At 42.7% G+C, this 19,228-nt stretch carries 13 protein-coding genes and 1 pseudogene; 9 read left to right on the top strand and 5 right to left on the bottom strand.

All coding sequences use genetic code 11. From position 1 onward, the window contains the following. Nucleotides 1-100: 100 nt before the first annotated feature. Entirely contained in the window at nt 101-718 is a 618-nt protein-coding gene (plsY, locus tag EKM67_RS05445; protein WP_125578016.1) for a glycerol-3-phosphate 1-O-acyltransferase PlsY, read from the bottom strand. A gap of 330 nt (nt 719-1,048) precedes the next feature. Here plsY and parE point away from each other — a divergent pair, with 330 nt between their 5' ends. The 9 genes from parE (at nt 1,049) to EKM67_RS05400 (ending at nt 15,321) form a co-directional block, all read left to right on the top strand. Continuing rightward, nucleotides 1,049-3,070, top strand: coding sequence for a DNA topoisomerase IV subunit B (gene parE / locus EKM67_RS05440; RefSeq protein ID WP_125578014.1), 2,022 nt, complete (start codon nt 1,049-1,051; stop codon nt 3,068-3,070). Nucleotides 3,071-3,075: 5 nt separating this feature from the next. Further along, nucleotides 3,076-5,520, top strand: a complete 2,445-nt coding sequence (parC, locus tag EKM67_RS05435) for a DNA topoisomerase IV subunit A (RefSeq protein WP_125578013.1) — start codon at nt 3,076-3,078, stop codon at nt 5,518-5,520. 421 nt (nt 5,521-5,941) lie between these two features. Continuing rightward, entirely contained in the window at nt 5,942-8,203 is a 2,262-nt protein-coding gene (gene pflB, locus EKM67_RS05430; protein ID WP_125578012.1) for a formate C-acetyltransferase, read from the top strand. Nucleotides 8,204-8,337: 134 nt separating this feature from the next. After that, nucleotides 8,338-9,138 carry a pyruvate formate-lyase-activating protein gene (gene pflA / locus EKM67_RS05425; RefSeq protein WP_225417320.1) on the top strand — a complete coding sequence of 267 codons (801 nt, stop codon included), beginning with the start codon at nt 8,338-8,340 and terminating at the stop codon, nt 9,136-9,138. 168 nt (nt 9,139-9,306) lie between these two features. Continuing rightward, nucleotides 9,307-10,266, top strand: coding sequence for a LysR family transcriptional regulator (locus EKM67_RS05420; protein ID WP_125578010.1), 960 nt, complete (start codon nt 9,307-9,309; stop codon nt 10,264-10,266). A gap of 92 nt (nt 10,267-10,358) precedes the next feature. Continuing rightward, complete coding sequence (locus EKM67_RS05415; RefSeq protein WP_125578009.1) at nt 10,359-11,288, top strand: manganese-dependent inorganic pyrophosphatase; 930 nt, start codon at nt 10,359-10,361, stop codon at nt 11,286-11,288. A gap of 207 nt (nt 11,289-11,495) precedes the next feature. Beyond that, entirely contained in the window at nt 11,496-12,779 is a 1,284-nt protein-coding gene (locus EKM67_RS05410; RefSeq protein WP_164506576.1) for an aminoglycoside 6-adenylyltransferase, read from the top strand. A gap of 158 nt (nt 12,780-12,937) precedes the next feature. Beyond that, nucleotides 12,938-13,345 (top strand): MORN repeat-containing protein, encoded by a 408-nt coding sequence (locus EKM67_RS05405; protein WP_225417322.1) that lies wholly within the window; start codon nt 12,938-12,940, stop codon nt 13,343-13,345. Then, the gene (locus EKM67_RS05400; protein WP_125578006.1) at nt 13,342-15,321 is read left to right on the top strand and encodes an acyltransferase family protein; all 1,980 of its coding nucleotides are present in this window, start codon (nt 13,342-13,344) and stop codon (nt 15,319-15,321) included. Before EKM67_RS05405 ends, EKM67_RS05400 begins: the two co-directional genes overlap by 4 nt. A gap of 777 nt (nt 15,322-16,098) precedes the next feature. On the opposite strand, the gene EKM67_RS05395 is transcribed toward EKM67_RS05400, so the two are convergent. The 4 genes and pseudogenes from EKM67_RS05395 to EKM67_RS05375 form a co-directional block, all read right to left on the bottom strand. Next, nucleotides 16,099-16,365 (bottom strand): helix-turn-helix domain-containing protein, encoded by a 267-nt coding sequence (locus tag EKM67_RS05395; protein WP_125578005.1) that lies wholly within the window; start codon nt 16,363-16,365, stop codon nt 16,099-16,101. A 128-nt stretch (nt 16,366-16,493) separates the two neighbouring features. Next, a complete protein-coding gene (locus tag EKM67_RS05390; protein ID WP_125578004.1) occupies nt 16,494-17,489 on the bottom strand; it encodes a sodium:calcium antiporter in 996 nt (331 codons plus the stop codon). A gap of 155 nt (nt 17,490-17,644) precedes the next feature. Further along, a pseudogene (locus EKM67_RS10985) lies at nt 17,645-18,181 on the bottom strand (2'-5' RNA ligase family protein). A gap of 121 nt (nt 18,182-18,302) precedes the next feature. After that, nucleotides 18,303-19,133, bottom strand: coding sequence for an aldo/keto reductase (locus tag EKM67_RS05375; protein ID WP_125578001.1), 831 nt, complete (start codon nt 19,131-19,133; stop codon nt 18,303-18,305). Nucleotides 19,134-19,228 lie beyond the last annotated feature (95 nt).

Raw genomic sequence — 19,228 nt, 5'->3', positions numbered from 1 at the left:
AAAACTCCTTCCTAAGTGTACAAGCTTTGATTATTTGCTTGTCTACTTAAGTAGGAGTATAGCCGATCAACTAACGATCATTTCTTTTTTCATGATTAAATTATTTTTTGTGATGGTAATACCAACCGAAGGGGACTAAATTTTCATTATGGTTGCGAATGCGTTTGATATTTTCACGATGACGGTAGAAAATAAATAATGTCAATCCGAAGGCGACGCAAGTTAGAAAAATATCTTGATAATACAGCGAACTGATGGTGATCAAGACGAGCCCGAGCATGCTGGCCACGCTGACCATGCTCGAAATATAAAGAATCGCCAAGAAGATTGCGACGGCAATCACGAAAAAGCCGGGATTGTAGGTTAATAAGATGCCAGCACTCGTCGCCACTGCTTTGCCACCCTTAAATTTGATAAAAATTGAAAATGAGTGACCCAAAATTGCGGCCAGTCCGAAGACGAGGACTAAGTAATGAGGCGGCGTCAATTGACCCCAGATCGGTAGGGCGGCAGCAAGTGCACCCTTGAGAATATCTAAGAGCAACACGACCACTCCGGCTGGTTTACCGAGAACTCGAAATGTATTGGTGGTTCCAATGTTGCCACTGCCATACTGGCGAATGTCGCGGTGATAAAAAAGACGTCCGATCACCACGCCAGACGGAAATGATCCTAAAATGTATGCTAAAATTAGTAAGATTGCAAATTTCAATATGATTCCTCCGCTAAGATGTGCGCCATAATTGTACCATGATTTATTTAACGTGTGTGGTCTTCTGAGAAAATTTAACAAAACGCAATCAAGGTGTGATTCCAACCAAAACTTTCAACCACGGTATTTCTATGCCGAAAAGTGGTTTGACAGATTCGCAAAAATCATTTATGGTAATTTAGATATGAACATACATTCGTCCTAAATGTGCGGCTCCACATTGAAATTGACCGTTAAGAAACCGAAAGACACAAAAGTACGATTATTTTTGCGCCGATTTCTTGACGGACAATTTCAGCCCGGGTGGTTTCGCACTCTAAATAAACGGGGGATAACATGAAGAAACGTAATGAATATGATGATAGCTCGATCCAGATCCTTGAAGGCTTAGAGGCCGTTCGGAAACGACCTGGTATGTATATTGGATCTACGGATGGACGTGGATTGCATCACTTGGTTTATGAAATTGTCGATAATGCGGTCGATGAAGCTTTGGCTGGCTTTGGCCAGAAAATTGCCGTGACGATCAATGCGGATGGTAGTTTGACCGTTCAAGATGAAGGTCGGGGAATGCCGACAGGAATGCATTCGTCGGGTCGGCCAACGATCGAAGTTATTTTAACGATTTTGCACGCCGGGGGTAAGTTCACCGAGAATAACTACAAAACCTCAGGTGGATTACACGGTGTCGGTGCGTCTGTCGTCAACGCCTTATCTTCTTGGCTAGTGGTTGAAGTCGCGCGTGATCATCAGCTCTACCGAGAAAAATTCGTCAATGGCGGCCATCCGCAAGGAACACTGAAGTCGGCCGGCCATACGAAATTGAAATCCGGGACCACGTTAACGTTTATGCCGGATAAAACAATTTTTACCACGACGGCATTTGATTATGACACGTTGGCGGAACGTTTACGCGAATCTGCCTTCTTGTTAAAGGGCATTGAGATCACACTGACTGACTTGCGGGGGGAAGAAGCTCGTGAAGACGTCTTTAAATTTGACGATGGTCTCCAATCGTTTGTGCGTTATCTGAATGAGGATAAAGATGTCTTAACTGACGTGATCGGCATTGAAGGCAAGAAAGATGAGATCGAAATCGAATTTGCCGGCCAGTTCAACGATGGTTATTCTGAAAATATTATTTCGTTCGTCAATAATGTGCGAACGGGGGACGGTGGGACCCATGAAGCCGGAATGAAGTCTGGTTGGACTAAGGCTTTCAATGATTATGCGCGTAAAGTGGGTTTGTTAAAGGACAAAGACAAGAATCTTGAAGGCAGCGATGTCCGCGAAGGGTTAAGTGCGGTGATTTCCGTGCGCATTCCGGAAGAAATTCTGCAATTTGAAGGCCAGACTAAAGGCCGCTTGGGAACGCCACAAGCACGTTCAGCCGTCGACAGTTTGATTTACGAACAACTTTCTTTTTACCTGCTTGAAAATGGCGACGTGGCCCAAATGCTTGTCCAGAAATCTTTGAAGGCTCGAGAAGCCCGTAATGCTGCTCGTAAAGCACGTGATGAGAGCCGTAACGGTAAGAAGAAGAAAAAGAATGAAGGGTTACTTTCTGGTAAATTAACGCCCGCTCAATCGCGTAATCCCAAGAAGAATGAACTCTATTTAGTCGAGGGTGATTCCGCCGGTGGTTCTGCCAAACAAGGACGAGATCGACGTTTCCAAGCAATTTTGCCATTACGTGGGAAGGTTTTGAACACGCAGAAGGCGAAGTTGCAAGATATTATCAAAAACGAAGAAATCAACACGATGATTTACACAATTGGTGCCGGCGTTGGGACGGAATTCAAAGAACAAGACAGCAATTATGACAAGATCATTATCATGACCGATGCCGATGATGACGGTGCCCATATTCAAATCTTATTACTGACGTTCTTTTATCGTTACATGCGCCCCTTGATCGAAGCCGGCAAAGTTTATATTGCGTTGCCACCACTTTATAAATTACAAAAAGGTGCTGGTGCGAAAACCAAGATCAGCTATGCTTGGACCGAAGATCAGCTTGCTACTGAAGTGAAGTCGATGGGCAAAGGCTACAGTCTACAGCGTTTCAAAGGTTTAGGCGAAATGAATGCAGATCAATTGTGGGAAACGACCATGAACCCAACCACCCGAACGCTGATCCGCGTGAAGATCGACGACGCGACGCTAGCTGAAAAGCGCGTGACGACATTGATGGGCGATAAGGTTGAACCGCGTCGACGTTGGATCGAAAAAAACGTCAAGTTCACCATGGATGAAGAGGGCAGTATTTTGGACACAACTGCTGCTAACGATGATCATCATGTGAACACCGGCGAACAAGATTTACTAAAACAAGTTGAACATAATAAAGGTGAGTGAGTTTAATGGCTGAAGACACACAGAAAATTGAAGAATTATCGCTGGAAACAGTCATGGGCGAGCGTTTCAGCCGCTACTCAAAGTATATTATTCAAGAACGCGCCTTACCCGACATCCGTGATGGCTTGAAACCAGTTCAGCGCCGAATTTTATTCGCCATGAATCAAGATGGCAATACTTATGACCACGCTTTTCGTAAGTCTGCTAAATCTGTTGGTAATATCATGGGTAATTTTCATCCTCACGGTGACAGTTCGATTTACGAATCGATGGTCAGAATGAGTCAAGACTGGAAATTACGGCAGCCACTGATTCAGATGCATGGTAATAATGGTTCGATGGATGGCGATTCGCCTGCGGCTATGCGGTATACCGAGGCGCGTTTAAGTAAAATTTCGGCCGAGTTATTACGTGATATTGACAAAGAAACCGTCAAGATGGTTTTAAATTTTGATGATACCACCGAAGAACCCACCGTTTTGCCTGCACACTTTCCCAATCTGCTCGTGAATGGATCGTCAGGGATCTCAGCGGGTTATGCGACTGAAATTCCACCCCATAATTTGGGTGAAGTGATTGATGCCGTGATCTACTTGATGGATCATCCCGACGCTAACCTTGAAGCCCTGATAAAATTTGTTCCAGGCCCAGATTTTCCCACCGGTGGGATCTTGCAAGGCGTCGACGGCATCAAAGAGGCGTATGAAACTGGCCGCGGTCGCGTCGTCTTGCGCTCGAAGACGGCTATTGAGGAAATGCGGAGTCAACGCGAACAGATCGTCGTGACCGAATTGCCATATGAAGTCAATAAAGCCTTGCTCGTGAAGCGAATCGATGAATTGCGACTGATAAAGAAAGTCGATGGTATTTCCGAAGTCCGTGACGAAACCGACCGGACTGGTTTGCGGATCGTGATCGAATTGAAGCGCAACGCGGATGCCAAGGGAATTTTGAATTACCTATTCAAAAACACCGATTTACAAATTTCCTACAATTTCAACATGGTAGCTATTTCTGAGTTACGACCTCAACAGATCGGTCTTAAACAGGCTTTAACGGCGTATATTGCTCACCAGCGTGATGTTGCAACCAAACGTACCCAATTTGACCTCGCCAAAGCGCAGAAGCGTCAGCACATTGTAGAAGGCCTTATTCGTGCTTTGTCGATTTTGGACGAAGTGATCCGGATCATTCGTGGTAGCAAGAACAAGGGTGACGCTAAGCAGAACCTGATCACCGAATATCAGTTCAGTGAAGTACAGGCAGAAGCCATCGTTTCCTTGCAACTGTATCGTTTAACGAATACCGACGTCACGGCACTAGAAGCAGAGCACCAAGAACTTTCTGACAAAATTGCCAGCTACCAAAAAATTCTCGGCGATCCCAAAACATTGGATCGAGTGATCACGAAAGAATTGAAACAGATCAAGCATGATTTTCCCGGTGACCGGTTGACGACGATCGAGCAAAATGTTCAGTCGCTTAATATTGATACCAGTGTCATGGTGACTGCTGAGGACGTGCAAGTGTTGGTCAGTCATGACGGTTATCTCAAACGCAGTAGTTTGCGGTCATTCCAAGCAACTGGCGCGGATGATAATGGCTTGAAGGCCGAGGACTATCCAATTTTCATGGAGACGGTCAACACCTTAGATCATTTATTTATTTTCACGACTAAGGGTAACCTGATTTATCGACCGATCCACGAAATCGAGGATGGTAAATGGAAAGAGATGGGTCAACATCTTTCTCAAGACGTCGGTTTAGATAACGATGAATCCGTCTTGGCGGTGTATACGTTCAAGGATCTCAAGCAAACGGGTCAGTTTGTTTTGACCACGGCTGATGGTTATATTAAGCAGGTCACGTTTGAAAGTCTCTTACCAGGTCGTACTTATCGAACGCGTCCACAACAGGCAATCAAATTAAAAGATGCGTCGACGCACGTGATCGATGTTCGTTATCTCTTACCAGATGAAGCGGCGTTTGCAGAAGTCTACGCATTTACTTATGGCGCCTTGGCATTGCATTTCAGTTTAAGCGATGTGCCGGTTGTTGGGGCTAAGGCTGCAGGGGTCAAGGCGATCAACTTGAAAGACGACGATCACGTTGTCTCGGTGTTGACTTTGACCAGTGAACAGCTAGCTCAACACGATACGGTGGGAATTTTGACTCAGCGGGGTGCGTTTAAGAAAATGGCATTGAGTGAGTTGCCATTGAGTAATCGCGCGCGTCGCGGATTGCTGGTCTTACGTGAACTGAAACGTCAGCCCCATCGCATCGTGACCGCACACCTGGTGACGGCAGAGGATGAAACGTTACAGATCACCACGGACCAGAATCAAACCGTGGCAGTCAAAATTGTTGATGTGCCTTTGAATGATCGTTATTCTAATGGTAGCTTTGTCTTAGATACCGAAAAAATAGGGACGCCAATTCGAATTAATTAAAATAAAAATTCGTCCTTGTAAGGCGCTTTAGTGGTCTCGATCATGAACCTGATCGAAGAATGCTACAGGATATATTGAGTAATAATTCTCAAACTTTTATCGTTGATATTGGTGGAACTAACCACATATCAACGATTTTTTTGTGGTGTAAAATACGGTAAACCCTTATGAAATAAAACGCTTCCTGTTGCAAAACAGTAATTAAAATCTGTTATAAAACACAGACGCTAACAGTTGCTTAAATTCGTGAACGCATTAACAAATCCCTAAATTTAACAACACTGATTATTTAATTAGCACATTTCTTAAGCACTTACATTTCCTAAAACAAGGCATATAAAAGTCTTGCATTATTATTGTGATATGTTATACTACAAATGTAAAAAGTGTTGTTAAACAATACATTGATGGAGGCATAATAATGAAACAGATGGAAAAGAAAGCGACTCCAAGCTATTGGGATGGATTTGTCGCTGGTGACTGGCAAAACTCAATCAACGTTCGTGATTTTATAAATAAAAACTTAGTTCAGTACAATGGTGATGACACCTTCTTGGCTGGACCTACAGCTGCAACCACAACTTTGAACGATGAAGTTCTGGCATTGAAGAAGAAGGAACGCGAAGTTGGTGGCGTGTTGGATGCTGACAATAACGTTGTTAGTACCGTCACTTCACACAAACCTGGCTATATCGAGAAAGACCTCGAAACAATTGTTGGTTTGCAAACTGACAAACCTTTGAAGCGCGCATTCATGCCATTTGGTGGGATTCGCATGGCCGAAGATGCACTCGAGGCTTATGGCTTCAAAGTTGATCCTGAACAACACAAGATTTTCACTGAAGATCGCAAGACTCATAACCAAGGTGTCTTCGATGTTTACACACCTGATATGCGTAAAGCACGTCACTACAAGATCATCACTGGCTTGCCAGATGCTTATGCACGTGGCCGTCTAATTCCTGATTTACCTCGGATTGCGATCTATGGTATTGATCGTTTGATGAAGGCTAAGGCACATGATTTTGAAAACATTGGTGATGGCGAGTTAACTAACGACGTGATCCAATTACGTGAAGAAGTTCAAGAACAATATCGTGCATTAGTTGAAATGAAGAAAATGGCAGAATCATACGGCTTTGATATTAGCCGTCCTGCTGAGAACGCTCAAGAAGCCATCCAATGGATCTACTTTGGCTATCTCGCATCAGTTAAAACTCAAAACGGTGCTGCCATGTCTGTTGGCCGTATCGATACAACGATCGAAGCTTATATCAACCGTGATTTGAAACGGGGCACGATTACCGAAGACCAAGCACAAGAATTTATCGATCACTTGGTTATGAAGTTACGCATGGTTCGTTTCATCAGAACGACTGAATACAACTCATTATTCTCTGGTGATCCTATCTGGGCAACACTTTCACTTGGTGGCTCTGGTATGGATGGCAAACATCACATTACAAAGACGGCATTCCGTTTCTTAAAGACTTTGGATAACATGGGTGCTGCTCCAGAACCTAACATCACCTTGTTATGGTCAGACAAGTTACCAGAAGGCTTCAAACGTTATGCAACTCAAGTTTCAATCAACAGCTCGACGATTCAATACGAAAACGACGAAATGCTCAAGGAACAATGGGGCACAGATTACTACGGCATTGCTTGCTGTGTGTCTGCACAACCAATTGCAACTGGTATGCAATTCTTCGGCGCTCGTGCTAACTTAGCTAAGACAATTCTTTACACCATCAATGGTGGTGTTGACGAAATTGGCAAAGCACAAGTTGGGCCTGCATACGCACCAATTTCTAGTGAATATATCGACTACGACGAATTCATGAAGAAATTGGATCCAATGATGGGCTGGTTAGCTGACATTTATGTTAACTCACTGAATGCTATTCACTATATGCATGATAAGTATTACTATGAAGCTGAACAGATGGCATTGAAGGATACTAACTTGGATCGTACTTTTGCCACTGGTATTTCTGGATTCTCACATGCCGTTGATTCGATTTCTGCAATCAAGTATGGTCATGTTAAAGTTATTCGTGACGAGAGTGGTCTTGCTGTTGATTTCAAGGCTGACAACGATGACTATCCACGTTATGGTAACAATGATGATCGTGCTGACCAAATCGGTGTTTGGTTGATCCAACACTTCTACGAAATGATGAACAAACATCATCTCTATCGTGGTGCTAAACTTTCAACTTCTGTTTTGACCATTACTTCAAACGTTGTTTATGGTAAGAACACTGGTACAACACCTAATGGCCGTAAAGCCGGCGAACCATTCTCACCTGGTGCTAACCCAGCTTATGGTGCTGAAAAGAACGGTGCACTTGCATCATTACTTTCAACTGCTAAATTACCATATGAATTTGCAACTGATGGTATCTCGAACACATTCGGTGTTACGCCTAACACTTTAGGACATGATGACGAAGCTCGTAAGGATACGTTGGTTAACATGGTCGATGGTTACATGGAAAATGAAGGGATGCATTTGAACATCAACGTCTTCAACCGTGAGACTTTGATCGATGCTCAGAAACACCCAGAAGAATATCCAACATTGACTGTCCGCGTTTCTGGTTACTGTGTCTACTTCGCAGATTTGACTAAGGAACAACAAGACGACGTTATTTCACGGACTTACTTCGAAACAATGTAATTCTGACTCACTTAGGGAGCGTTCAGTAACGCTCTCTACAAAAAGCAATAAACTACTAACGGTTTATTGCTTTTTGTAGTTTTTGAACCGGATGACTAAATTGCCGTCCACACGCACCACTTGAAAGGATGATTATGATGGTTACAACTCCAGCAACAGCAACAACAATTAAACCGGTGATCGGTTATGTCCATTCAATTGAAACTTTCGGTTCAGTAGATGGCCCTGGCATTCGCTACGTTGCCTTTTTGCAGGGATGTCGAATGCGCTGTGAGTTCTGTCATAATCCAGACACGTGGAACATCGGTACTGGCGATGAAGTTACTTCCGACGAAATTTTAGATGATGCCATTCGTTACCGCGCTTTTTGGGGTAAACAGGGGGGCATCACCTGCAGTGGTGGCGAATCGCTGTTGCAGATCGACTTTTTAATTGACTTGTTCACCAAGGCTAAGGCTGAAGGAATCAATACTTGTCTCGATACGTGTGGCCAACCTTTCACTTACAAACAACCATGGTTCGATAAATTTAAGCGATTAATGGCCGTGACCGATGTTTCGCTAGTCGATATTAAGCAGATCGATACAGATCGGCACAAACGTTTGACTGGATTTAACAACGAGACCGTTTTATCGATGATTCAATACATGTCTGAAAATGGTCATCACATGTGGATCCGCCACGTGCTGGTGCCAGAACGGACGGATTACGACGAAAATCTGAAAGAACTCGGCGAATACGTCAGCAAGTTGCACAACGTTGATAAAGTTGAAGTCTTGCCTTATCACACGATGGGTGTCGTCAAGTATGAGACATTGGGTATCGACTATCCGTTGAAGGGTATCGAGCCACCAACGCATGATCGCGTGGTCAATGCGGAGAATTATTTGCATGTTAATGATTATCAAGGCTATCGCCAGTTTCCATTCTCATAATCAACTAAGAATAATGAATTTCTCGTCAAAAGAGCAACCTTATTAGTTGCTCTTTTTTTAGACTTATATTATTATAATGATAAAGTTTATATTAACTAAAGGGTGCCTGACTTGTTGTCCATAAGCTCATAATGAGTATTGGCGCCGACAATCAAAAGGAGATTAGATATGAAAACGCGACAGGAGAACTTATTTGCTTCTAAAACGTTGACTTACTTTCTGCAACTCGCAGAAACCATGAACTATACGCAAGCTGCGCAGATTTTGGGGATCACACAGCCAGCCTTGACCCAACAAATTAAAAAATTGGAACGAACAGTTGGCGCACCGGTTTTCTTCTCGATCGGGAAGAAATTATATTTATCTGACGCAGGTCGAACAATGCTGACCACGACCCAGAATATTTTTGGGATGGTGAACGAGGCTTTAGATCAGGTTCAACAATCGACGGGACCATCTAATGGTCCCATCAATATCGGCTTCTTATCTTCGATGGAAGATGGTGCTTTCGAAGACTTCTTCATCTACTTCACTGAGAAATATCCGGATATCAAAATCCGCTTCACGTTGTTAACGCGGCGCGAAATTTGGGATCAATTAGAAAGCAACCAAATTGATTTAGCCGTCATGTATGTGCCGGATGAAAGCATTAAAAATTGGCGTTCATACGAAACCAAAAAGATTCTGACTGATCATCTCGTTTATTTGCATCACGATGAAAAGTTGGCCGAACGCAAGAAGGTTAAGCTGCAAGCAACGAACAAATCTGATTGGGTCACTTATCCGCCAGATCATTTCATCGCCCAGTTACTAGGTGAGGTTTACAAGAATAAAATGGTCGATGAACCGACTGTGAAATCACAGTTCACGTCGCCATATCAAATTGTTAAATTCGCGGAAGCTCGTGGGTTGTCGACGGCATTACCATACAGCTTCTGGTTGGCGCATCAAGATCAGATCAAGATGTATCATGCCGATTTCGATCCGATCGTCTCGTTTGACATGTCGTTTGTCTATCGTCATGACAAGTCGAAGATTCCTCGTATTGAACGCTTCTTCCAAGAATGGGACGATTTTTTCAAGGAAAAGGACTATTTAACTGTAATTAGTGATACCCGAATTATCTAAATTGGGTTAAAATGGAATTGAAGCGTAGTAATACGCCTGACTAATGATGTTGCTTAATTCTGGCAACATCGGATAAAGGAGTCTTTTTTATAATGGCAGAAGAGTTAGTTTTTGGGCACCAAAATCCTGACACAGACGCAATTGTGGCGGCGATTGCTTACGCTTATTTGCAACAACAACGTGGCTATGACGTCGAGGCAGTTGCATTGGGTGAAGTCAATGAAGAAACCGCCTATGCGTTGGCTCATTTCGATTACCAGGCACCTCGTATTATCAAACGTGCTAGTGACGAAGTTAAGAAGGTCATGTTAGTTGACCATAACGAACCTCAACAGAGTGTTAGTGATATCGCAGACGTCAAGGTAACGCACGTCGTTGATCATCACCGAATCGATAATTTCAACACAACGGATCCCTTGTATTATCGCGCAGAACCCGTTGGCTGTACGAGCACGATTTTGTGGGAATTATACAACGAATTAAATGTAGCTATTCCTGTCAAAATTGCTGGACTCATGCTGTCCGCCATTATTTCTGACACGTTATTATTTAAATCACCAACAACCACGCCAGTCGATCAAGAAGCGGTCAAATCATTAGCTAAGATTGCAACCGTTGACTATGAAACTTACGGCTTGGAAATGCTTAAGGTTGGTACTAATTTATCTAGCAAGAGCGAACAGGAATTGATCGACCTCGACGCTAAGAGCTTCGATATGGCCGGTAACAGCGTGCGTGTCGCACAAGTTAACACAGTTGACCTCGATGATGTGCTGGCACGTCAGACGGCGCTTAAAACGGCAATGAAGGACGAAATCGTCGACAAGAATTATGACTTGTTCGTCTTGATCATTACTAATATTCTGAATAGTGATTCCGAAGCAATTGTTCTAGGCAGTGCCAACGGACAAACTGCTTTTGAGAAAGCCTTTAGTAAGAAATTAGTCAATGATCGGGTTTCATTACCTGGTGTCGTTTCTCGTAAGAAGCAAGTTGTCCCACAATTAACAGAAGCCTTTTAATTAAACAGACTTATCATCAAAAGCTATCGAAAATTCGATAGCTTTTTTTGCGCGGAAATATGTTGATGCATTGAAGACAAAAGTAGTCAAAAAACAATCCAGTTCAGCCAAGACGTTGCGCACAACTATGGTAAAATAGAGATGAAACACACCCAATTAAGGCAATCGATGCTGGTTAAAATGAGTGGACAACAAAGGAGATACATGATGAAACAAGATCAAACAATGTTACAGTTACAGCGTTTTTTCAACCAAAATGATGATCTTCGCGTGTTTGGCATGAATGGATCCCGCACGAATGCACATATTGCCGAAGATAATTTCAAGGATTATGATGTCGTTTTTTTCACCGACAATGTTGCTAAATATCAAAAAGAAACAACATTTCTACACGAATTTGGCGCGCCAATGCTGATCACGACACCTGGTCATGATGGCCTGTACGCACCCGAAGAACAGGATGTCGACGGACGTTATGTTTATTTAGTGCTTTATCAAAGTGGGTTGCGGATTGATTGGCAATTTCGGCCACTGAAACAATTGACTGGTTATCTCACTGAAGATACGTTAACTCGCATCGTGAGCGATAAAGATGGGCGTGTGACTGAGGCAGTTAATCCCAGTGATCGCAAATATTGGTTACGGCGGCCAACACCGCAAGAATTCCAAAGCGCCATCAAAGAATTCTGGTGGCAATTCTGTAATACCTTAAAAGCGACAATTCGGCAGGAAACGTTTTTGGCACAATTTTACCTAAATTTGACCCGGACAGAATTAATTCGTCTTTTAACGTGGCATGTGGCTAGTACTCATGGCTTCGATCGCAGTTATGGTAAGGAATTTCAACAAACGCAAGCTTATTTGGATGCCAAGACGCAACGAGAAATTTGGACGAGTTTTGACACCAGTTCAATTCGAAATATTTATGCGGCATTGAAATCGATGGCGCAATTAGAGAAGAAATATACGCAACTAGTTGCTGATCAGCAGCACTTCGAGACGAAACCGGTTCTCGGACTCGCGCAAGTGCCAATTATTTACTTAAAAAGTAAACATGAAGATGAATTGGCCGTTTACTTTGACCAAAACAAGGCAACCTTACTGGATCAGTTGGCCGATGAATTAATCGATTGGGCCAAAAATGAGCCAGCAATCGAAAGCTTAGTGGTCGTGGGTTCATACGCGCACGACGACCAGCGTCCAGGTTCAGACTTAGATTTAGTTGTTGTCACTTCTGATCGCGCGTCCTTGTTGCAAAATACGGACTACACACAACGTTTCGGGAAGGTTAAGCAGGTTCAAACGGAATATTATGGTGCCTGCATCTCTATTCGCGCTTCATATGAAGATAATTCAGAACTTGAAATCGGTCTGGTGACCCCAGATTGGCTGAATGAGCCTCTGGATTCAGGTACTAGAAAAGTGCTTCAACCTGGCTATTTGATTCTCTACGATCAGAAACATAATTTCAAAGATTTATCGCTGGGCTAAATGTCTGTCAAATTGCTAACTAGGTAGCCCCTAAACCTGCAATATATGGCTGTTTTTTAAGCGGTAATATGGTACGATATGGTTATTGTTTTTTTTCAAGCATTTAGAGATGTCGGCCGATTGGCATCTCATTTATAGGGGGTCAGGGATTGGCGAGTGTGACAAAAAGTTTAACCAAGAATCGAACGGTTGACCGCCATTTTGATTTACGACATGTTTTTGAAATTGTGATGGTTGTTTTGATCATAGCGTTGGCAACAATCAGTTTATGGCCGAATTTTTCTGGGCACACGACTGAGAGCCTAGATCAGAACAAGTTGAAATATGACGGATACGTCGTTAATCAAAGATTCAACGGTCAGGGCACGCTTCGTTTTGCCAATCAAGATCAGTACACCGGCACATTTGCGAATGGGCGCTTCTCTGGCAAGGGTCATTATGTTTCACATGATGGTTGGGAATTTCAGGGAAGTTTTGCCAATGGAAAGATGACGGGCACGGGTACAATTACGCAGAATAATCAAATAATTGCAACATTCAAAAATGGGGAATTACAAGGGCAATGAGGATCAAATGGTTTAGTTTTGTGCGCATCTTAGGATTGATTTTGGTCCTAACCTATCATTTTTTTAAAAATATTTTACCAGGTGGTTTCATCGGTGTGGATATTTTCTTCACCTTTTCTGGTTATTTAATTACGGCGCTGATCGTCGACGAGTTTACGCGTGATCAATCCTTCAAGTTAGTCTCTTTTTATCGGCGTCGGTTTTATCGTATTTTTCCACCGTTGGCCTTATCCGTCTTGATCACAATTCCATTCACTTATTTGATCAGTCGGGATTTCATCGCTAATATTGGCAAACAAATTGCCGCATCTCTTGGCTTTACGACCAACTTCTTCGAGATTGCGACAGGTGGCAGTTATGAGAATAAGTTTATCCCGCATTTATTTGTGCACACGTGGTCTCTGGCCATTGAGATGCATTATTATTTGATTTGGGGGTTGATCGCCTTCTTGTTGGCTTCTTGGATCAAATATTATGCTACCAAGAAGCAGGGGGAGTTTGGGGCGAACCCCGAACAAAATGTGACTGTTTTAAAGGGTTGGCTATTTATTATCGCGGCGATTTTGGCAATTGGTAGCCTGAGTGCCATGATCATCGGCTCGTCAGGCTTAAAAGAATATTCTCCCGTTTATTTCTCGAGTTTAACGCACAGTTTTCCATTTTTTATTGGCAGTTGTTTGGGCACTTTGTCTGGTATCAAAAATACATCTTCGAGATTTAAGCAACTGATTACAAAATGTCCACGTAATGTGGCAATTGGCGGGATGGTCAGTGGTTCGATCGCCTTAATTGTGCTGAGCTTTGTCCTTAAATTTGATAATTTGAATACTTATTTATTTGGTTTTCTGATTGCCAGTCTGTTGGCGGTGCTCATGATCGTGTCGGCGCGAGTTTTACACGAGAAGACACCAAATACAGCCGAGCCCAAAATTGCCACGTTCTTCGCGGATACGAGCTATAGCGTTTACCTCTTTCATTGGCCATTTTTTGTGGTCTTTTCACACCTTTTTCCGAATTACATCGCCGCAATTATTACGGTCATTCTTTCTGTGGCATTTTCTGCGCTATCTTATTATATTTTAGAACCAATGATTGCCGGCAAGAAGCCAAACTTTGGTAGTCAGAAATTGACAAATCGAATAACACAATTGAATCTGCGCCGTCACTGGGTTGCGGTAACAGGTTATGTGGCGTTGAGTATGATTGCTCTGGGGTTGATCGGCGTTACCGGTTATACCGTCAGTGCCGCGCCAAATGACACCAAATTAGAGACCAATTTATGGGTCGGCGGTATTTATCAAGACGCTGATCAAATTCAAAGCGCACACGACACCGCAGCGTCAGAATTAAAAGCAAAAAAAGCGGCTGCTCAAGCCGCAAAAGAAAAGAAAGCAGCAAAAACGGACGCCGAAAGACAAGCTGCAACCGAAAAAGAAACCGCCGCATTAATTCCTGATGGCGTTTCGATCATCGGTGACAGCGTGACCCTAGGAACTCGTCGCTATTTAGGCGAACACGTGGCTGACAGTGCCATTGACGCCGAGGGTAACCGGACGATGGATCTGGCTTATAAAGTCATGATGACCCAGCAGCAAAATCATACGCTGCGTAAATATGTTGTCATTTCCGTCGGCACGAATGCTTTGGATGATTGGCAATTACAAACACAGAAGATCATCGATTCGCTTGCACCAGGACATCACTTAATTCTGATGACGCCACATGATGGCAATGCAGACGCAACGTACAATTCAGAAAAATTAGCTGTCTTTGAACGTGGATTACCAGCCAAGTATCCGTTTATTACCATTGCGGATTGGAACACGTTAGCAAAACAGCACCCAGAAATCTTTAAAGGCACCGATGGCACGCACTTTGGCGGTATCACTCAGGGTGATATTCTCTTCGCACAGTGTGTCAACCAAGCTCTTGCACAAGCTAAAAATAGTCCAGTCAAAGAAGCTACCGCGAAATAATTCGTGGTAGCTTTTTGGTTGGTCCTCAATTTCACATCAGTAAGTAACAGGGAAGACCGTATTTTGTTTAAGCACTACGCATAAGGTAATTTTAAAAAAGATTTCATTGACTATGAAACTAATGAGCAATCACTAAATTAGATTTGGATAATTCTAAAACGGCCTTAAGAACATCAGCTTCGATATTTTATGTTTACGGTAGCATGTTTATGATCAAATGATATATTTTATATATGGAATGATAATTACATACGCTGTAAATGATACATGCCCAATCATTAAATGAATTAGATATAACCATAGAAACTAATTTTCGATTGATATGTCTATCGTTGATGATGCCAACTTAGCCACATGTTCGTCACTACGAATCATATGATCTTTGAGATAATCAGTTCATATATTTTTTCTAAATAATAATTGGGAAGAAGAATCTGAAATGAAATTTCGGTCAGCTATATGATAAATCAAATTGAGTTAGCAAGTAAAAAATATTCACCAGAGAAGCTAGACCAGCATTAAAGATAAAAGATGATTGTTTAAGAAGACAATACTAAAACACTGTTTATTTTTAAGCTTGTAAAAACTTCCAATAATATATATTATGTTAACTAGAATCTATCGCCATATTTATCGATAAAAATTTTGCCCGTGTCTCACCCCTGTTGACTGTGTCTTATTATGTTCGACAGTTTGGTTCCGAAAAAATATAACACTCAAATAAAAAGCAACGTCACAATGAATTAGACAGTGACGTTGCTTTTGAAATACTAATGATTAGTTGAAATTGACGCTCAATTCTTTGCCCATGGCATGTGCGATTGACGCCAGTTTATCAAATGAAACGTTGTCGCCACGTTCGATTCTCGCAATAGTTGCTTGCGTGGTGTTCGCGCGTTCGGCTAGCTCTTGCTGCGTTAAACCGGCAAGTTCACGCGCTTTATATAAGGCAACAGCTGTTTGAAGCTTTTCGCCTTGGTTCTGATATTCCTCGGCAAACTCAGGATCTTTTTGCATTTCTTTAATTAAATGATCAATTTTCATTATCGAGCCATTCCTTTCTTAACTTTTTGGCGTGAGCTAACTCTCTGGCACGTTTAAATGGTTAACTTCTCGAAGAATCAATTATCTCATATATTTAAAAACAAACAATAATCCCGTGTTTCTTGTCGTTAATTAAGCAGACTGACCAGCAAGTACGCTGAATAGATCATCAGGAAACCGATGCCTTCTTTTTTCGTCAGTTCGTATTTCTTCGAATTATAAACGCAGACGATCAAATAACCGAAGATCAACAACATTAACGGCAGATGAAGTTTCAATAATAAACTAGGCATGATGAGTTGACCAGGTGTAAATGTGATTGTTGTACTGAGGACCAAGAAAATATTCATGACGCTGGCACCCAGCAAATTACCAATGGCCAAGCCACCGAAACCTTTTTTAGCCGCCGCAATACTCGTTGATAATTCTGGCAAACTCGTTCCCAATGCGACCACGGTTCCGGAAATGATGGCTTCAGAAATATGGAAACTCGTAGCTGCATGCTGAACTGTGCCCACCAAAATTGTCGAGCTGACCGTGACTAAGGCCGCTGAGAAGAGTATCTTGCTGATCAGTCCGATGATTGCCCGCCAATCGATCTTAGAAACAGCCTCAGGATCCTGTTTGGTTGGTGGAGCGTGTCGTTTAAACGAACTGACTAAATAAATTGGCAAAATAACTAGCAAGACAATACCAGCATATCTTGGCAATACTAGTGCGCGTCCTTGAATGATTGCGGGTAAAATCGCCAGAATAAGTAAGAATAATCCTAGCAAAATTGTCCAAATCGTCGAGCGGGATTTTTTTGACACGGGAATGCTGCCGTATAATGTGCTGATGCCCAAAATTAAGGAACAGTTCGTGATCACGGATCCGAAAGCATTTCCTAACGCGAGATCAGTCGATCCACTGCCAATGGCGGCAATGCTGGTCGCAAATTCTGGTAAGGTGGTGCCGATCGAAACGATCGTGGCTCCGATAACGATTTCGGGAATTTTTAAAATTTTCGAGAGTTTGATGGCATTGTTCGTTAAATAATCTGCAGATTTCGACAGCAGGACGAGTGCCCCGACGAATAGCAGAACAATGACAAATATTGGTAGGTTGGTGAGTAACTGTTGCATCAGAACGCCCTCTTTGCTTTAAAAGTGATCAAAAAAGAGCACCACTTCAAGATTCTTCCTGCCCTAAGAAGAATTAAACCTTGAAGCGAATGCTCAACCGATGATTTATTTAATTGTGTATTTCTATGATAACATAATCTAGCTGGAGATACAAATTAGAACAACGGGTTCCGCCTAAGAGAGAACGTCTGGACAATATTGCTACGCTCATCCAAGCCGATTTCTTCCAGCGCAATTTCGGTAATTGTGGTGGTAAATAGTTGCTGGTCGAAATCCGCGAGTTGTTGCTGACACGTGATTAGTTTGGTCGGATCGGTAACGTGGCCGATCGTCACATGTGGCGAGTATGGCAGATCGGTCCGCTGAAATTTCGACAGTATCGATGTGTACAATCGATCGTGAATCGTTTGAATGCGGTCGTTGCCAAGCGCGACCTTGAGGAAAATATAGCCGTCATTGGCAAATTATAACCCAGACAACGTGAGCGGAAATTCAGTCGTCGTTTTAAGACGTGCTGTAAGATGTCGACCGATCTCTAAGGTGCTCAAATCACTATCAAATGGAAAAACCAACGAAATGTGTGGTCTGATTTTAGCGAAAAGTGGATCTAATTGTTGGCAGATCGTTTCAACTCGTTCAATCCCCGCAAAATTTGGAAAAATAATCACCGACCGCTGAATTGTCACGGTCATCGCCTGCTCTCATCGACTGATTTGAAATAAGTTAATGATTCGTATTATAAACATGATTTTGAAATTTGTCTAATCAAAAAAGCACCAACTAAATTGTGCTAGCCGATGCTTTCAGATATGATCAAAATTCTTGATAGGTTGCGGGATCTTGGTTTGCCAAACGACCGTCAACTTTGCTGAGCTGATTAAGTTGAGCCATTTCTGTTTCACTCAATTCGAAATCAAAAAGCGCTAAATTTTCTTGTTGGCGTTGGCTGTGACTCGATTTTGGAATAGGCAGCACACCTAGTTGTAGTTGCCAGCGCAAAACGATTTGGCCAGCGTTTTTGTGGTATTGTGTGGCGAGTTTAGTAATGACTGGATCTGCCAATTCATTATTACCGCGGCCTAATGGGCTCCAAGCTTCGTCTAAAATTTGATGCTCTGTGTCGAATTGGCGTTGCTTAGCCTGATTAAAATATGGATGCAACTCAATTTGATTGATGACTGGCAACACGCCGGTTTCTTTTTCTAAACGGGTCAAATGTTCGGGTAGAAAATTCGAGACACCAATTGAGCGGATCAAGCCAAATTTCTGTGCATCGATCAGCGCTTGCCAGGCTTCGACGTAATTATTTTCCAGTGGATTAGGCCAATGGATCAAATATAAATCATAATAATCCAGCTGGGCGCGGTAAAGCGACTCCTGAATCGTATTGATGGCTTCTTGATAATGATGATGACGACCAGGCAGTTTTGAAGAGACGATAATTTCAGAGCGGGAAATACCACTCTTTGAAATAGCCTCCCCCACTGCGCCCTCATTCTCGTAGTTGAAGGCGGAGTCGAGTAAACGGTAGCCATTATTCAAAGCAGCCACGATAACATTAACGCCGAGCGCGCCGTTTAATTGATAGGTGCCGAAACCGACCTTAGGAATAACCGATCCGTCCCGTAATTGATAAGTTTCCATAATAACAATAACCTCCTAAAACAAGTTGTGAGACGCCACGGGTTGAAATATTTGGCTAAGGCAACCAAGAGATAGAATTTGAACTATAATTCTCA

The sequence above is a fragment of the Lapidilactobacillus mulanensis genome (assembly GCF_003946215.1).
Lineage (GTDB): Bacteria > Bacillota > Bacilli > Lactobacillales > Lactobacillaceae > Lapidilactobacillus > Lapidilactobacillus mulanensis.
The sequence above is the reverse complement of the archived record's forward strand: the minus strand, read 5'-3'. Positions and strand labels throughout refer to the sequence as shown.

Excerpts from the sequence above, each read along its gene's own strand:
- EKM67_RS05395 (WP_125578005.1), bottom strand. The coding sequence starts at position 16,365 with ATGAAAATTGATCATTTAATTAAAGAAATGCAAAAAGATCCTGAGTTT.
- EKM67_RS05375 (WP_125578001.1), bottom strand. The coding sequence starts at position 19,133 with ATGGAAACTTATCAATTACGGGACGGATCGGTTATTCCTAAGGTCGGT.
- pflB (WP_125578012.1), top strand. The coding sequence starts at position 5,942 with ATGAAACAGATGGAAAAGAAAGCGACTCCAAGCTATTGGGATGGATTT.
- EKM67_RS05415 (WP_125578009.1), top strand. The coding sequence starts at position 10,359 with ATGGCAGAAGAGTTAGTTTTTGGGCACCAAAATCCTGACACAGACGCA.
- pflA (WP_225417320.1), top strand. The coding sequence starts at position 8,338 with ATGATGGTTACAACTCCAGCAACAGCAACAACAATTAAACCGGTGATC.
- EKM67_RS05410 (WP_164506576.1), top strand. The coding sequence starts at position 11,496 with ATGAAACAAGATCAAACAATGTTACAGTTACAGCGTTTTTTCAACCAA.
- EKM67_RS05390 (WP_125578004.1), bottom strand. The coding sequence starts at position 17,489 with ATGCAACAGTTACTCACCAACCTACCAATATTTGTCATTGTTCTGCTA.
- parE (WP_125578014.1), top strand. The coding sequence starts at position 1,049 with ATGAAGAAACGTAATGAATATGATGATAGCTCGATCCAGATCCTTGAA.
- EKM67_RS05420 (WP_125578010.1), top strand. The coding sequence starts at position 9,307 with ATGAAAACGCGACAGGAGAACTTATTTGCTTCTAAAACGTTGACTTAC.
- parC (WP_125578013.1), top strand. The coding sequence starts at position 3,076 with ATGGCTGAAGACACACAGAAAATTGAAGAATTATCGCTGGAAACAGTC.
- EKM67_RS05400 (WP_125578006.1), top strand. The coding sequence starts at position 13,342 with ATGAGGATCAAATGGTTTAGTTTTGTGCGCATCTTAGGATTGATTTTG.